Source organism: Rhodococcus sp. WS1 (genome assembly GCF_003797745.1).
Classification (GTDB): Bacteria; Actinomycetota; Actinomycetes; order Mycobacteriales; family Mycobacteriaceae; genus Rhodococcus_F; species Rhodococcus_F erythropolis.
Window position 1 is genome coordinate 2484585 of sequence record NZ_RKLZ01000001.1, and the last position, 16823, is coordinate 2501407.

At 60.5% G+C, this 16823-nt stretch carries 13 protein-coding genes; 7 read left to right on the plus strand and 6 right to left on the minus strand.

The annotated features are described in order from the left end of the window. Positions 1-64: 64 nt before the first annotated feature. The 3 genes from kstD (at position 65) to EEB12_RS11435 (ending at position 4469) form a co-directional block, all read left to right on the plus strand. Positions 65-1789: a 3-oxosteroid 1-dehydrogenase gene (gene kstD / locus EEB12_RS11425; protein WP_181447626.1), complete on the plus strand. Its 1725-nt coding sequence runs from the start codon at positions 65-67 to the stop codon at positions 1787-1789. Next, a complete protein-coding gene (locus EEB12_RS11430; protein WP_003945880.1) occupies positions 1779-2636 on the plus strand; it encodes a MaoC/PaaZ C-terminal domain-containing protein in 858 nt (285 codons plus the stop codon). The genes kstD and EEB12_RS11430 overlap by 11 nt, the downstream gene beginning before the upstream one ends. Positions 2637-2705: 69 nt before the next feature. Beyond that, positions 2706-4469, plus strand: coding sequence for a cholesterol oxidase substrate-binding domain-containing protein (locus EEB12_RS11435; RefSeq protein WP_020906140.1), 1764 nt, complete (start codon positions 2706-2708; stop codon positions 4467-4469). Between the two features lie 134 nt (positions 4470-4603). Here EEB12_RS11435 and EEB12_RS11440 read toward each other — a convergent pair whose 3' ends face one another. Next, entirely contained in the window at positions 4604-4840 is a 237-nt protein-coding gene (locus EEB12_RS11440; protein ID WP_125461407.1) for a hypothetical protein, read from the minus strand. A gap of 484 nt (positions 4841-5324) precedes the next feature. Between EEB12_RS11440 and EEB12_RS11445 the strand changes: the two genes are divergently transcribed. The 3 genes from EEB12_RS11445 (at position 5325) to EEB12_RS11455 (ending at position 7942) form a co-directional block, all read left to right on the plus strand. Beyond that, positions 5325-5612, plus strand: coding sequence for a MerR family transcriptional regulator (locus EEB12_RS11445; protein WP_020906139.1), 288 nt, complete (start codon positions 5325-5327; stop codon positions 5610-5612). Positions 5613-5756: 144 nt separating this feature from the next. Further along, the gene (locus EEB12_RS11450) at positions 5757-6944 is read left to right on the plus strand and encodes a serine hydrolase domain-containing protein (RefSeq protein WP_019746887.1); all 1188 of its coding nucleotides are present in this window, start codon (positions 5757-5759) and stop codon (positions 6942-6944) included. A 188-nt stretch (positions 6945-7132) separates the two neighbouring features. Continuing rightward, positions 7133-7942 (plus strand): PE-PPE domain-containing protein, encoded by an 810-nt coding sequence (locus tag EEB12_RS11455; protein ID WP_020968420.1) that lies wholly within the window; start codon positions 7133-7135, stop codon positions 7940-7942. 230 nt (positions 7943-8172) lie between these two features. On the opposite strand, the gene EEB12_RS11460 is transcribed toward EEB12_RS11455, so the two are convergent. The 5 genes from EEB12_RS11460 to EEB12_RS11485 form a co-directional block, all read right to left on the minus strand. Then, on the minus strand, positions 8173-9807 hold the full coding sequence (locus EEB12_RS11460; protein ID WP_141487782.1) for an MFS transporter: 1635 nt from the start codon (positions 9805-9807) through the stop codon (positions 8173-8175). Between the two features lie 117 nt (positions 9808-9924). Continuing rightward, positions 9925-10914, minus strand: coding sequence for a linear amide C-N hydrolase (locus EEB12_RS11465; protein WP_134998436.1), 990 nt, complete (start codon positions 10912-10914; stop codon positions 9925-9927). A 159-nt stretch (positions 10915-11073) separates the two neighbouring features. After that, positions 11074-12840 carry an oleate hydratase gene (locus tag EEB12_RS11470; protein ID WP_141487783.1) on the minus strand — a complete coding sequence of 589 codons (1767 nt, stop codon included), beginning with the start codon at positions 12838-12840 and terminating at the stop codon, positions 11074-11076. Positions 12841-13280: 440 nt separating this feature from the next. Then, the gene (locus EEB12_RS11480) at positions 13281-13433 is read right to left on the minus strand and encodes a DUF1049 domain-containing protein (RefSeq protein ID WP_225989417.1); all 153 of its coding nucleotides are present in this window, start codon (positions 13431-13433) and stop codon (positions 13281-13283) included. 1112 nt (positions 13434-14545) lie between these two features. Next, positions 14546-15187, minus strand: a complete 642-nt coding sequence (locus EEB12_RS11485; RefSeq protein ID WP_019746880.1) for a hypothetical protein — start codon at positions 15185-15187, stop codon at positions 14546-14548. 170 nt (positions 15188-15357) lie between these two features. Between EEB12_RS11485 and EEB12_RS11490 the strand changes: the two genes are divergently transcribed. Continuing rightward, positions 15358-16638 (plus strand): metal-dependent hydrolase family protein, encoded by a 1281-nt coding sequence (locus EEB12_RS11490; RefSeq protein WP_141487784.1) that lies wholly within the window; start codon positions 15358-15360, stop codon positions 16636-16638. Positions 16639-16823 lie beyond the last annotated feature (185 nt).

A 16823-nucleotide genomic window follows, 5' to 3' on the forward strand; every position in this document is an offset into this window, starting at 1 on the left:
TCCGGAAATACTTCCTGGCAGAAAGCATGGACTGACACCCCCATCATTCTATAACGTGTTCTACATGAGCAAGCAGGAATACGACATCGTCGTCGTCGGCAGTGGTGCCGCAGGTATGACAGCGGCCTTGACCGCAGCCCACCAGGGCTTGAGTGTGGTCATCGTGGAGAAAGCCGCCCACTACGGCGGATCGACCGCCCGTTCCGGTGGTGGGGTCTGGATCCCCAACAACGAGGCACTTCAGGCGGACGGTGTCACCGATACCCCGGAGGCCGCACGTTCCTACCTGCACAGCATCATCGGCGACGTCGTCGCTCCCGAACGCATCGACACCTATCTCGAGCGCGGTCCCGAGATGCTCTCGTTCGTGCTGAAGAACAGCCCTCTCGAACTGCAGTGGGTGCCCGGCTACTCCGACTACTACCCGGAAGCTCCCGGCGGACGCCTCGGTGGCCGCAGTGTCGAGCCCACCCCGTTCGACGGCAACAAGTTGGGCGCCGACCGCAAGAACCTCGAGCCCGACTACGTCAAGGCCCCCAAGAACTTCGTCATCACCCAGGCCGACTACAAGTGGCTCAACCTGCTGATGCGCAATCCTCGCGGACCCCTGCGCGCCATGAAGGTCGGCATGCGATTCCTCGCAGCCAAGGCCACAAAGAAGGATCTGCTGGTTCGCGGCCAGGCACTGGTCGCCGGTATTCGACTCGGACTTCAGTCCGCCGGAGTACCCATCCTGCTGAACACCCCGCTGACCTCCCTGTACACCGAAGACGGCGCAGTTCGCGGCGTCAACGTCATCGTCGACGGCGAGGAGCAGGTCATCCGCGCTCGCCACGGAGTTGTGTTGGGTTCCGGCGGATTCGAGCACAACAAGGAAATGCGTGAGAAGTACCAGCGCGCACCCATCGGCACCGAATGGACCGTCGGCGCGAAGGCAAACACCGGCGACGGCATCCGCGCAGGCCAAGAAGTCGGCGCTGCAGTCGATTTCATGGACGACGCCTGGTGGGGCCCGTCCATTCCGCTGACCGGCGGACCGTGGTTCGCTCTCTCCGAGCGCACCCTCCCGGGCTGCATGATGGTCAACATGTCGGGCAAGCGCTTCGGCAACGAGGCGGCTCCGTACGTCGAGGCAACCCATGCGATGTACGGCGGCGAGTACGGTCAGGGCGAAGGCGTCGGCGAGAACATCCCGACGTGGATGATTCTCGATCAGCGCTACCGCAACCGCTACACGTTTGCCGGTATCACTCCCCGCTCCCCCTTCCCCGGCCGCTGGCTCAAGGCCGGCATCGTGGTCAAGGCGGGAACCATCGCCGAATTGGCCGAGAAGACAGGGCTTCCCGTCGCATCGCTGACCGAAACCGTCGACCGGTTCAACGGCTTCGCACGCAACGGCAAGGACGAGGACTTCGGACGCGGTGACAGTGGTTACGACGCGTACTACGGCGATCCCCGACTGAAGAACCCCAGCCTCGCCGAAATCAGCAAGGCTCCGTTCTACGCCATCAAGATGGTTCCGGGTGACCTCGGCACCAAGGGTGGTATCTGCACCGACGTCAACGGCCGAGCACTACGCGAAGACGGAAGCGTCATCGACGGTCTCTACGCCGCTGGCAACGCGAGCGCTCCGGTCATGGGCCACACCTACGCCGGACCAGGCGCGACCATCGGTCCCGCAATGACTTTCGGTTACCTGGCCGTACTCGACATCGTCGAGCGTGCGAAGAAGGCCGAGACCACCGGAGCACCGGCAGCTGAAAAGACGGCGGTCGACCATGCCAATTGATCCGAAGATCGCACTCGGCGCCGAGCTTGCGCCACAAGAGTTCTCATGGACCCCGTCGGACGTGCAGCACTACCACTTGGCGCTAGGGGCAGGTGCTCGTCCGCTCGATCCGAACGAGCTTCGATACCTCGACGACGAAAAGCCTCAGGTACTACCCACCTTTGCCACCGTCGCCGCCAACTTCCACGCCACCGAAGCGCCGAAGGTCTCGTTTCCCGGCGTCGAAATCGATCTGGCGAAGGTAGTCCACGGGAGCCAGGAAGTCACTGTCCATCAGCCGATCCCGGCAAGTGGAAGTGGCCGCACCACAACTCGAATCGCCGAGGTCTGGGACAAGGGCAAGGCCGCGGTGATCGTGCAGGAATCCGTCACGGTCGACGCCGAAGGCAACCCGCTGTGGACAGCTCGCTCGTCCATTTTCGCCCGCGGCGAGGGTGGTTTCGGGGGTGAACGTGGTCCGTCGGAGTCGATTACGCTTCCGGATCGCGAAGCAGATGAGACAGTGGTGACGCCTGTGCTCCCACAGCAGGCTTTGCTGTACCGGATGTGTGGTGATCGGAATCCGTTGCACTCGGATCCGCAATTCGCCTCCGCGGCAGGCTTTCCAGCGCCTATCCTGCATGGACTGTGTACTTACGGAATGGTCTGCAAGACCGCAGTGGATACCATGCTCGACGGCGACAGCAGTCGGGTAGCCGGATTTCGGGCCCGCTTTGCCGGGGTCGTATTTCCCGGCGAGAACTTGAGTATCCAGATCTGGAAAGACAATGGGCGACTCCTGATCTCAGCTTCCGTACTGGAGCGCGAAGCTCCTGCCCTGGCTGACGTAGTTCTCACTCTTGTCTGATACCAACCTGTCTGATACCCACCTGTTAGAACTCACCGTAGTTCTCGAACCCGATGGAGTAGCCCGAAGATGACGGCACAAGACGAAAAGTTCCGACTGTCCCGACGAGGTTTCATGGCCGCTGGAGCCGGCGCCGTGGCAGCGACCGCATTCGCCGGCTGGACGCCGGCCTACGCCGTCCCCGCCGGCTCCTCCGGCTCCGCGGGTGGTCCTGTCTCCACCCTCACACCGCCGCCTGCCTTCCCCGAAGGCATCGCGCTGTACCAGCAGGCGTATCAGAACTGGTCCAAAGAGATCATGCTCGACGCGATCTGGACCTGTTCACCCAAGACGCCCGAAGACGTAGTCCGCCTCGCGAACTGGGGTCATGCCAACGGCTACACCATTCGTCCCCGCGGTGCCATGCACGGCTGGACGCCGCTGACCATCGTCAACGGTGCGCCGGTCGACAAGGTCATCCTCGCCGACACCACGGTCCACCTCACCGGCGTCTCCGTCAACGCCGGTGGCAGCCCGGCTACCGTCACCGCAGGACCCGGCGCGACCCTCGACGCCATCACCACCGCACTGCAGGCACAGGGCCTCGGGTTCGCGAACCTGCCGGCGCCCGGTGTGTTGACCATCGCCGGCTGCCTCGCCGTCGACGCTCACGGTGCAGCGCTCCCCGCCGAAGGCGAAGCACACGTTCCCGGACAGACTTTCGGCTCACTCTCCAACCTCGTCACCTCCCTGACCGCAGTGGTCTGGAACGGCAGTGAGTACGCGCTCGAGACGTACGCGCGTAGCGATGCAGCGATCAAGCCGCTGCTGACTCACCTCGGACGCACCTTCCTCACCTCCGTGACCTTGCAGGCCGCTCCCAACTACCGCATGCGCTGCGTCAGCCACACCGACATCGGTTGGCAGGAACTCTTCGGTGCCCGCGGAGCGTCCGGACGCACCTTCGAGAAGTTCGTCCGCGAAAACGGTCGCGCAGAAGCAATCTGGTACCCCTTCACCGAACGCCCGTGGATGAAGGTGTGGTCACTTGCCCCCACCAAGCCGCCGTTCTCGCGTGAGGTGACCGGGCCCTACAACTACATCTTCTCCGACAACCTCCCGGAGCCGGTCACCGACATGATCGGGCAGATCAACGCCGGAAACCCGGGCATCGCACCGGCATTCGGGCAGATCATGTACGCCACCACCGTTGCCGGACTCGCCGCGACCTTCTCCAACGACCTGTGGGGATGGTCCAAGGACGTCCAGTTCTACATCCGGGCCACCACCCTTCGTCTGACCGAGGGCGGCGGAGCCGTCATCACCTCGCGCGCCAACATCGGCCAGGTCATCCACGACTTCACCCAGTGGTTCAACGGTCGCATGGAGTACTACCGCTCTATCGGACAGTTCCCCCTCAACGGCCCCGTCGAAATCCGTTGCTGCGGCCTCGATCAACCCTCGGACGTCGAGGTCGACTCGGCAGGCGCCCCCACCATCTCGGCCATGCGCCCGCGCCCCGACCATCCGGAGTGGGACACCGCCATCTGGCTCAACGTCCTCGGCGTCCCCGGAACCCCCGGCATGTTCGCGTTCTACCGCGAAATGGAACAGTGGATGCGTAATCACTACAACAACAACGACGCCACCTTCCGCCCCGAGTGGTCCAAAGGCTGGGCGTTCGGCCCCGACAAGCCGTACACCGACGCCCCGATCATCACCCAGGGCCTCCCCCAGACCTACCGCGACGGCGTCCCATCGAGCGACAACTGGGACACCGCCAACGCCGCATACAACGCGTTGGATCCGCACAAGGTCTTCAGCAACACCTTCCTGGACCAGTTGCTGCCCTGAGGTCCAAGCACCAGGCACGCACTCTGCCAACTCGACGGTCGTCGCCACTCCCCTACTTTCGGGAGTGCGGCGGCCGTCGTGCGTTGCAGTGAGCGGGATGAAGGAGTCCCCCGCATCCCGACCAGGTAACTGAATCAATCGCGATCAGGATGGATCGCCTCGTGCATACTTTCCACGGCCCTGGCATGAGTTGAGAGCTCGGACCGAGCCGACCGAATCGTGGCGCTGTCGCTGCGCGCCCCCGGCTCGGACGACGACGAGTCCTCTCCGGGGTTCGACGCGCCACCAGCGGGATGCTCGGAGGAGCCGGTGCGCTCTTCCCTCTCCGCGCGGGCGCGCAACAACGACTCGGACTTCGGGGTATTTCGCATCGGAGCATTGTCCCAGATTCATCTCCCATGACTCACATGGAGCGCTCTCACCCCCGGTGACCAGGCCGTTCCTGAACATCGATACCTAGAAAGTTCGCAACAAAATATCTACAGCAGTCAGGGTAGACATTCTTGCAAGGCTGTTGTATCTTTTTTCTCGTAGCAAGGAACGAGTCAAGAGATGCGGGAGAGATGAACTACCCGCAAGCAGTACCGCAGGGCAGGGACGTGCCGGGGCCGAATTCGTGTGTGAGTGTGTAGTCGGACCCGGCACCCCCCTTCAAAGCGGCTACCGGATGTTTTGTGCGAGTCCGGAAGTTCGAAAGAATGCAGTTATGTAAGTAAGTTCAACCCCATCCGGCCCCCGGCGCACCTCGCGCCGGGGGCCCCGTCCGTTCAGCGAAAGAAGCGAGCCATTCCGGCAGATACACCACCGGGGGACCCCTCCGGCAGATTCGACGACGAGAACTATCCTGCGTACAGCATGGGACATGCGGCCGAGATCCTCGGTGTCAGGCAAGCTTTCCTTCGTAGCCTCGATGCCGCGAAACTGCTTACCCCACAACGCTCTGAGGGCGGACATCGCCGCTACTCCCGGTACCAGCTGCGCATCGCGGCCCGCGCGCACGAACTCGTAGCCAACGGCACGGCGCTCGACGCGGCTTGCCGCATCATCATCCTCGAAGACCAACTCACCGAGGCTCGTCGCATCAACGCCGAGCTCCAGCAAGCGCAGGACCGACGAGCGGAATCGGACGCAACGCCGGACTGAGGACTGACGTGACCAGGCACTGGGAGTAGCAGTCACCCCTAACCGTCAATCTGTTCCCTCCCCCTTCGAACTGCGCTAAATTCAGTCAATTGGGACATTGCTAGGCGTCGGTTGCTCGATTTCCACATCGAAGGGATCGCAGGCATGAATTCCTCCCACCACCGCACTCGGGTGCGGCTAGCTGCTCTGTCGATCGCCTTGACCGTTGCCATTGCAACCGCTGCGTGCAGTTCCGACGAGGACTCGGCAACAAACACGAGCAGCGCATCTCCCAGCACCGCGAGCAGTCAGGAATCCAACGAGATCGCGGACCTCGTCCGCCGTCAAGTGGCCGACTTGGGCCTCAGTGCCGCCGTGTTCGGAGTGTGGCGGGGCGACGACGAGATTGCTCTCGGTGCCGTCGGAGAGTCCCCTATCGGAGTTCCGGCGACAACCGACATGCAGTTGCGCGTCGGTCAGCCTATGGAACCGATGCTCTCGACAGTCCTGCTGCAACTCGACGAAGAGGGAACGCTTCCTCTCGATCAACCGATCGCGAAGTGGGAACCGAACTTTCCACGCGCAGACACCATCACTCCACGAATGCTGGCAAACAGCACGTCGGGCATCTCCGACTACGTGACCGATCCACAGTTCCTCAAACTCTTCACGGACAACCCGATGAAGGGCTGGACTTCTCAGGAGATCCTGAATCTTGCCAACTCCCGCCCACCGCTGTTCGAACCCGGCACCAGTTGGGCGTACGCGCACAGCGACCTGACGCTGCTCGGCGACGTCATGGAGAAAGCGACTGGAAAACCGCTGGGCGACCTACTTCAGCAGCGCGTCTTCGATCCGCTCGGGATGGATCACAGCAGCGTTGTGCTCACGTCGCAGATGGACGAGCCGATCCTGCACGGCTACACCAATGAACGCGGAGTATTCGAAGACTCCACTTTCTGGAATCCGACGGCTTTCCTGCACAGCGGAAACATGAACGCGCCAGTCGCCGACGTCGGAAAGTGGGTGCGCGCACTCGGAACGGGAGAGTTGCTCTCCGACAAAGCTTTCGAGCAGCAGATGTCGCCGACGACTGCGGGCTTGGGAAGTATGACGGCGGACAAGTTCTTTTCCTTCGGGACCGGGCACCTCGACGGTTGGCTGGTGATGAACCCGTCGTACGGCGGCTACAACGGGCTTGCGCTCTATTACCCCGACTCGAAGACGACGATCGTCGTCTACGCCACGCTCGGGCCGACAACCAACGCGGACCTCAACAACGCCGTGCCGATGGGCAAGGCGATCGGAACCCTCCTCGAACCGGATCACCCACCGCAGGTCCCGACGCCGTGACGCGCCACACACGCTGGTAGCAAACAGCGTCGGTCGGCAACTTCCTGTTTACGCACGGATTACCTCCAGGACTTATCGCCCCATCACCATTCTCTTCAGTACCGAACGAAACGCGTCGGACCGCGGGTTGTCTCGCCAGTGAACGAGAACGTAGATAGATGGGGACAGGCCCGATGAGGAAATACGCGATGTCAGTGGCATGCACGGTTGCAGTCACAGCGGGGGTGACTCTTGTGATGTCGGTGCCTGCCGGAGCGGACCCGAATGACAGTGGGTCGTGCCCTGCCGGTGCGGTATTCGCGGTCGGCGGAACGTGGGATCCGACGGGACAAACGACGCAACCCGTCACCGATCGCTACGTGGCCCAGGGTTACGCCTCCAAGCCGGTGACCTACCCCGCCAGCTTCTGGCCGCTCGGCGATCAGACGTACGACCAGAGCGTTGCCGCCGGCGCCCAGACGCTTCGCACTGAAGTCAACGCTTTCCACGCTCAGTGCCCGGGCAGCGAGATCGTCGTCACCGGATACTCACAGGGAGCGCGTATTGCCGGCGACGTTCTCGGTGACATCGCACGCGACGGATCCATTCCGCAGTCGCAAGTCGAAGGCGTCCTCTACGCCGACCCTCGCAACTCGGCCGGGGGCATCGAAACCGTAGTGCCCAATGTCGTTCCGGGAGCGACGATGTCCGGAGCACGCGGCGGATTCGGAGACATTGCAGTGCAGGAAGTCTGCATCGAGGGTGACGGCATCTGCAACATGCCCAAGCCGCGTGATGCGCCCGAGGTGTTCGTGGATTCGGTCTTCGGCTACTTCACGAAGCACAACACCTATACGCCGATGATGTCCGAGCCCGCTCCGCCTGCTCCCCCGGCACTGCCGCAGACGCCGTCTGTGCCACTGCAACCCGCTGACGTTGCCACTGCGATCGTGACGCGGGTCGTCGAGAACATCACTCCGTATCTGAGCGCTGCACTCGCGACCGTACTAACGAAGTAGCCGGACGGCTGGCTAGGGCACCATCGCTTCATCTCCACCACCTCCGCAGGAACCACCCGGCTGGAACGCCCTCTACACGCCGACGATGCAGACGTCGAGAAGTTGAGTGCATCCTGCCGCAGGTCGGGATGCACTACTCCGCGTTACGTCTATTGCTCTACAAAACTATTCAAGATCGTGACGCGCAGTCGCTCTCCACCGGCATGGCGCCGCAGGCGGCCGAAGTCGCATCAGTCCGCTTCCTGGCGGCGAGTCGGCAGGTGGCGGAACGTCACGATCGGGAGGAGCGCCGCTAACCCGAGCACCGAGAGGCTCGCCCGCAGCGCAATCAGCCTGGATTCGACGTTGATCTCCACCGCCTGATCGAGTTGCGCCGAGGTCAGTTCCAGCCCAGTGAGACTGGCGCGGAGGTCATCGTTGGCGACGAAACTGACCGAACTGGCCGTTACCTCGATACTGCCGCTGGACAGTAGATCTGGGCTGTTCGTGATACGGACCGAGGCAGACTGCGCGAGCACGGACATCAGGACCGCCCCGGCAACGGCGGTGCCGGTGCACAGGCCGAGAAAGTTCGCCATTCCTCGAGCGCTGCCGATCTCACCCGCGATAGCAGGAGGGTTAGTCTCCATGAGAAGCGCACTGCCCGCACTCAATCCGACTCCGATGCCGAGACCCAAGCACACTTCGCTGATCAATGTCCATGCACCGGACCATTGGTTCGAGATGGTCAGTGCCAACAGAATCGCCGACGCGGCGGCCAGTACATGCACCCCTGTCAGGAGCCATCGGCACGCAAGCAGTCGCATCAGTGCAGGTGTTGCAGCCGCGGAGACGAGTGCGGCCAAAGAGATAGGTATCAGTATCATTGCCGTGCCCAGAGGGCTCTTGCCCAATACCATCTGGGTGTACAGCGGTAGCAGGTAGCTCACACCGGCCATCAACAGGTTTATCGCAACCAACCCACTCAAACACGCTCGGTTGAGACCAGACTCGAACACCGAAGGTTCGAGTAGCGGTGTTCTTTCTCCCCGGAGCAACAAGTGCTGGCGGGCGGCGAACGTGTGCAGGACGAGGCCGCCGATCACCAGCAATGCGAGCACAGGCGAGAGTCCGAGCACACTCACCGGTGCGGACTCGGCGGCGAGAACGAGCCCCCATGATCCGATCTGATTGATGGCGGCGACCAACAACAGCACCCCGACGGCAGACAGCGCGATACTCGTCTTGTCGACGGACCCACGGAATGGAATCCGGATAAGGGCCACACGTGATGCGATGACGATTGTTCCTGCCGTGATGGCGAGCAAGAGCGCGAAGGGCGCCCTCCATCCCCAGGCTTGGACGAGCAGACCACCAACCAACAAAGCAAACGCGGCACCGATACCGGTCGTACCCGCCAGGACCGATACCGCAACGGTTCGTTGTGGACCGGAATACGCCTGCCCCAGAATCGCCAACGCGTTGGGCACGAGAAGCGCGCCCCCGAGTCCAGCGATCGCCTCGCCGGCAATCAGCATTGGAATATTCTGTGCCAGAAAGCAACACAGCATACCGAACGCATAGATGCCCAGCCCGAGCAGCTGAGCATTCTTGGCACCGAGCACGCCGCTGATCTTGCCGCCCGTGATCGTGAAGGCTGCGACGAATACCCCGTAAGCGACGATCGCCAATTGCACGTTCGAGATGGTGGTGTCCAGGCCGTCGACGATGCCGCTGATCGCCATCGGCAGCGCCGTCACGTTGAACACAGATACCAACCCTGTGAAACACACTAGTACCAGCGGTAGCCAACTCACCCTCGGGTGGGCGTCACTCGTAAGCGCTTTTGTAACGGGAGAGGAAGGCAACGGGTCCGCGGTATCCATGATGCGCCCCTAGGAGGATCTGAGTTGTCTCGACGGTGGCATATCGGTCACGAGCAGCGACGCCGAGGGCGGCCACCTGACTGGGTGGCCCCCCTCCCTGCGAACTGCTGGCTTCGATCAGGTCGGCAGGGTCAGGAATTTCATCGCGGCTGTCTTCTCGAATCGGCGAGAGACGTTGCCGGCAAGCCCTCCTTCGAGGGATGTATCGCCCATCAGATCGAGTTTGCCCGCAGGCGCACCTTCATTGAAGTTCAACTTGTCCAGATCCACCCAGACGACATTAGGTCGCGTGGTCGAGTCGAAGACGTACCGCTTGTTGGTCAAGTCTGCCACCGTCTGCCAGATCGTCTGCGATGCATAGGGTTTGTCCGGGTCGGGGATGCGGAAAGGTTGCGCCGCATTGCGGATCACACTGAACATTCCCGCGACAGCCTCGACTTCACTCTTAGGTTGAGGCAGTCGGCCTACGTAGTATGCGGCGCGGGCGAACCGGTCGGCTGCGAGTGTGGTGCCGGGCAGAGGATTGGCGCCCCCGAAGCCGTCGACCTCTTTGAGAAGTTCGATCTGCTTGTCGTAGGCCGGGGAATTGGTCATCACTAGGTGTTCGCGGCTGTGCCAGACGGTGGCCTTGCCATCCAGGTATTCGATGATCGCCGAATCACCGGTCGCATCGTCCAACGCGAGATGAACTGCAGGCACTTCGCCGGTCGCCGGATCGCCCAGTGGGACAACCTGAACGTCGACGTCGCGGATCCACGCGGCGGCATCGGCAACGGTGGAGAAGTTGTCCAGGAAGTACTGCAGCCAGACCGCCATGCTCAGAGCCGGTCTCGACGTGTCGTGAGTACCGTAATCCGATTCCGCTAGCCACAGAACATGACCTGCTAATCCCGCTTCGTTCATACCGTCGACCGACATCATGTCGAAAGCGCCGGCCACGACACTGCCGTATTCGGCAGTCCAACTCAGAGAACCGCCTACGCCGTCGTCGCGTTTGATCCCACGCGGAAGCGACCACAGGTTCGTACCGGTGTCCCGATGGTAATCCATATTTCGTCCGACAAGAACAGATCCGGCCGCATCAGGCCACATCACCCTGGTACACATTGATTTTGCCTTCCGTAGTTCTTCGAGAACTTCATAGTTGCCCGATGTTCAGCCCCGAGGTCCAGACCGAGATTCAGCTCCGAGACGCCCCTTCGACCACAGCCGAACGGGCATTTTCTCTCAGAAGCCCTCATTGACAAAGACATTCAGAAACCAGCGTCATTCTCGGGGGAGAATGTGGTATTCGTGCAGCAGCTGTCCGATCTCGTTCTCGTCGAGCTTCTTGTCCAGTCTGCGGCGAAGTAGCTTCGGCAACGGCACGCTCTCCTCCTTCTTGTCATTGAGGAAGTAGGTTGCTTGGAGAAGTTTGCGGATGTCGTAGGTGGAGCCGAAAACTTCCGGCACTCCGCGTTCGATCCCGAGCAGGCTGTACGCGGCCTCCATCCCGGTGCGGACCGAGTACTCCGTCGTGAAGATGCAGTCGCGTGTTGTTTCCGCGAACTGGCCGAGGAAGGCGAAGTTGACAGCACCATCCGGTACAACCGCAGGCCGGTCACCGGCCTGACGGGGCATGAAAAAGGAAGTGACATAGGGCATCATCACTGGAACGGTCTTCGCCGCATTGGCCGCGAGTTCCGGAATGTCCTCGACTGGAACGCCCATGTGATAGAGCCACTCTTGGGTGATTTCCTCGCCGGTGCATTCCTGCATCGGCTTGTCGACGTAGTCACCGGGGACGTCGACGAATAGTGAGTAGACCCAGACGACGATCTGATCCTTGGGTTGTTGTTTGAAGTGCGGTTGCCGGTTTACGGTCCAGCTCATCAACCACTTCGAATCTCGTGCTGTCACGATGCCGCCGGTGACTACTCGTCCACTGAATGGGTCACGCTTGCATATCTTTTCGATGTATTCTGGGATTCGGGCATCCAACGTGGTCACTGTCGCTGATTCCCACTTGGTTTCTGCGACGTGCCCACCGAAGACGTCTGGTCGTCCGAATGCGGGGTCTTTTGTTGCTATACGACGCCACAAATCCCACGCTGGAGCGGGGCCCTCGTCGAGTTTCGCCGGCGTGTGATGGTCTCCGTTGTTCGAGTTCTCGGTGAGCGAGCCGATGGTAGTCAACACCAGGTCGCCGTCATCGAGGTCGACCCCACCCAAAACACCCTCGGATTTCCAGTGAATGCGTTTGGCCCGCTTGGCTTCACCCGTGATATCGAAGTCAATGTCGGTGACTTCGGTATCGAACCGAAAATTCACTCCCTGATCGAGCAGCCACGTGTACAGCGGCAGCACGAGAGACTCGTACTGGTTGTATTTGGTGAACTTGAGGGTACTCAGGTCCGGCAGGCCTTTGATGTGATGGATGAATCGATGCAGGTACAGCTTGATTTCGAGAGCACTGTGCCATTCCTCGAACGCGAACATTGTGCGCCAGTACAGCCAGAAATTGCTTGCGAGGAATTCCTTGCCGAACACCTCGTTGATGCGCTTGTTCTCGAGTTCGCTACGCGGAGTGAGAAAGACCTTCATGATGTCCTTCTGCGCCTTCGAGTTCAGATTGAACTTGAAGTCTGTGTGCGCGTCCTCACCCTGACGTTCGGTGACGCGCTGCAGCGAATAGTTCGGGTCGTCTTTGTTGAGCCAGTAGAATTCGTCGAGCACGCTGGCGTCTTCGACCTCGATCGAGGGGACAGAGCGGAACAGGTCCCAGAGACATTCGAAGTGATCTTCCATCTCGCGGCCACCGCGAATGACGAAGCCCTTCTCCGGTTCCTTGATTCCGTCGAGTGCACCGCCGGGCAATTTCAACCGCTCCAGGACGGTGATGTTGTTTCCTGCCATCTGGCCGTCGCGGATCATGAATGCCGCACCGGCAAGCGATGCAAGCCCCGAACCGACGAACCATGCAGTCTTGCCGTCCACCCCGTCAGGCTTGCGTGGCCGCGCGAACGCTTCGTAGTTTCCACTGCTGTAATACATTGTTCCCCATCTCATTTAGAGGTTTGGCGACAGGACCCTTCACGGAATGGATGCCGAGTTTTCTCTTGGTGATGTAGTTTTCCTTCGGCCACGCCGAAAGTATTTGCATTACAGCGACACCGGGAGCCAAGATGTTGTAGGGAATACAGCGGCCGCCTCGACGACAGGAGAACGTCGCGACAGCGACAGCGAGATCTGCTGTAAACTAGAATCTTTCGGATACGACGGCGACCGAGCTGTCAGCCGCTCGGAGACGTCGCGTTTGGACGTCTCCGATGACTCGAAATCCCGTCTACATGCGGCGAATGGCGTCTCGCTGATGCCGTACGCCGTGACGTCGAACCCCTTGAAGGCCGTCTGGAACGCGATCGGTGATCCCCGAACGCATGTACCGAGGACTTTGGTTTTCCGGATTGCGATCATTATTTCGTCCTCGAGGTTCAGTCGGCAGTTTTCGCACGGCGGTTGGTCAGCAAGCCGGCGATCCATCCGAGGACGAGTATCACGACGAGGGTGAGCCAGAGTGGGGACTGCACTGAGACCCAAAACAGTTGGATCGTGGTCGCGGCCCGGTTCTGGAGGATAAAGGTCACCGCCTGCACCACCAACAGCAAAGGCGAGGGTGTTACGTGATGCGAGTACTGATCGGGCGGATGCCTGCCGGGTTTCCGAACTCATGGGAGGTACCCCATTCTATGTCGAGTGATATCGATCGAATGCTTTTTCGAAGGAGATACCGGACTCTCCCGTACCGATCCAGTTCTGTTCACGTCTGGCGGCGAGGATCTGAGATTTTGTGTCTCGGCGTGCCGAGGTTTCCTACCCGCGATCCCGGTAATGGCTGAAATCTGGAGCGGAACCAACTGGGATTACGTGGCTAATCGAAACATAACACGAGTGGCGCCGAAATGTCGGCTTTAGATTGCGTAAGCAATTCGCCTTCACACACTGTCTCTCTGGCATTTCGCTTGAACCTGAGGCTTTCTATTCAGTCCAGATGCGTTACTGTGCGTGCGGAACCTGCCTAGAGTAGACACCGGCATCTGCCTCGTCACCGGATATGGACTCGACGTTCTCATCGCCTGAGCCATACGGAAGGTCGGGAGATCCGTGCGCTGGTCAGCGATGGAAAGCGGATCGACTGGTAGTTGCCGGCGGCTACCGCGCTCATCGTTGCCCTGCTCCTGACTCTCGGATCGTGGTGTCAATGAGGTGCAGTTCGCGCGCTGTTGAAGCGGCGTACGACCGGTGAAATCGACTCCCGGCGAACGCTTGCCCGAAATAGATTCCTGACGCATCGACAGCATGTTCGAAACACGGACTCCCCAGAGCGGCGAATGACCGCTTGTCACCTCGTCAAATACGATAAAGCAAGTGAAAATAGCAATTTAGTATCCGATCGTTGACCCTTTCATCAGAGGATAATCTCGCCGGGAAACTATCATCGAACGGTTCGGCTCTTGTCCTGAAATACGGGCCTGCTTCCCTCTCGAAAACGAACTGTTCACGACGGCTACGCGCGCTTCACAGAAGGATGGAAGCAAAACATCGATCCCAGAGTGAACACATCCCATACCGTTGCCGAACTTTTACGAAACCATCCCGCAATAGTTTGAGAACTTGATCGAGTGGGCGTAGCAGCGCAGGTCGGCGATCTCCCCCACCTCAGCGAATTCCTCGATATTGCGGGCGCGACGTGGCGCGTTCAGACTGCTTCGGCCATAGAAGTAGCCGGACGGCTGCTCCTTCCGAGGAATACTGCGGATGCCAGCAGGAAGAATATTGCGCCGACAAAGGTTCCGATATTGGCCATGTTCGGGTCCAACGTGTTCCCGTCTCGCAAGACGAACGATCCGATCGCGGAGACTCCGAATGCGATGGATCCCAAGGTATTCAGCCACACGCTTTGCCATTCCTTCGATTGCGGTGCCCAGTAAGCGCCTTCCCTCAGCAGGATGAGGACAGCCAGTCCGCTCGAGACGAGGAAGGCTATCGAGCCCTCCGCGTTCGGATTCCAGACCAAGTGCATCTCGCCTCGTAGCGTAAGCGCGTGCAGCGCAGCCCCGGTGCTGACGTTGAACAAGATCGTCCCGAGTAACTGCACGGCAGCAGACAGCCAGACGGCCCGGATCGCGGGACGCCCCGAGTCGGTTGTGGTTGCTGGCCCGGCCAGCACCAACTGAACGAAAGCCGCGCAGGTAAAGAACCAGGAGCCCGCGAAGAAGAAGCTGTTGGCGAGTGCGGCACCGAAGAAGACCGACAGGAAGGGTGCCGACCCGAGCGCGAAGAGTGCGGATCCGATCACGAATCCCCACGACTGCATTCGAATGGTCGGGTGAATCAGCATGCGCTGCAGTGTACTTGGACTCGATATGAAAAGTCCTCCATTCGGGACCTTGGTCATCAGGCACTGATTTCGATCCGCCCGCCGCGGGTACGCGGAAACAAATTAAAACCATCTGCTTGTTTTTTACTTTACCGAAGCATGACTCCACTTTGGGTGCTAATGTCCGATTTATGACAGCCACTCCTCCAGCTGGAAATCGTTTGCTGTTTCGCAATGTCCGTGTTTTCGACGGCACCTCCTCGACCTTTGTTGCCGGGGACGTTCTGATCGACGGCACCACGATCGCCGCGGTGTCGGAGTCGCCTGTCGGGGATGATCCGAGCCGCGAGACCACTGTCGTGGACGGTGGTAATCGAGTACTCATGCCCGGCATGAGCGATGCCCACGTTCACCTGGTCGGTAACGCGAATTCATACGTCGACATGGTGACCGGCAGTGAAGCGCACATCGCACTCAACGGCCTCGCTGAAGCAAAGAACATGCTGCACCGCGGGTTCACCACGGTCCGGGACATGGCGGGTGACACAAGCAGCATCAAGTCCGTGATCGATCGAGGCCTGTTCGAGGGGCCGCGCATCTACCCTTCCCAGGCTGCCATCTCCCAAACCAGCGGACACGGCGACTTCGGGTTTGTCTACGAATGCCCGACCGCGTTGGGAGGCAAGCAGTCTCGCGCCGAAGAAATTGGTTTCATGCGCGTCGCAGATGGCCCTGACCGGGTACTGGCAGCTGTTCGCGAACAGCTGAAGAAGGGCGCATCTCAGATCAAGATGATGGTCGGCGGCGGCGCTGCGTCGATGTACGACCCGCTCTACACGGTCCAGTTCACCGATCCCGAGCTTCGTGCAGCAGTGCACGCGGCCACCGACTACGGCACCTACGTCGCCACCCACGTTTACAACGTCACCGGCATTCGCCGCGCCATCGAAGCTGGCGTGAAATCCATCGAGCACGGTCATCTCGCTGACGAGGCGACGATCGCTCTGATGGCTGAGAAGGACATCTGGCTTTCGATGCAGCCCTTCGCGCTGGGCGATCACCACTATCCGGATCCGGGCCGCGCAGAAAAGGATCGCGAAATCTGCACCGGCACTGACGATGTGTACAGCTGGGCACGCAAGCACGGTGTCAAAACAGCGTGGGGTACGGATCTTTTGCTCGAGCCGCAGCTTGCGCCACGGCAGAGTGAAATGGCGGCGCGACTCGGTGATCACTACAGCAATGCCGAAGCACTTCGGATGCTCACGTCGGGAAATGCCGAACTCTTCCGTCTTGCCGGCGAACGCGATCCGTACCGGCAAGCACCACTCGGAGTGATCGCCAAGGATGCGTGGGCAGATGTTCTTCTCGTCGACGGCAATCCACTCGAGGATCTGAGCCTGCTCGCCGATCCGGCCAAACATCTCTCCGTCATTGTCAAAAATGGTCAGGTCGTCAAAAACATACTGTGACAACGTCTTCATCGCGTTGATCCGTCTGACGTGCAGCCAATTCAAGCTGAACACCTGAGCGGGTCGATGTGTCCTCGTGCTCCACCGAGTCGGGAGTCCAAGTTGGTTGAAACACGTTTCGAGCGTTGGGAATTACCTGAGGACCGAGTCGAAGGGTCGTTGGTGTCCGCCCGCGGTATCGAGCT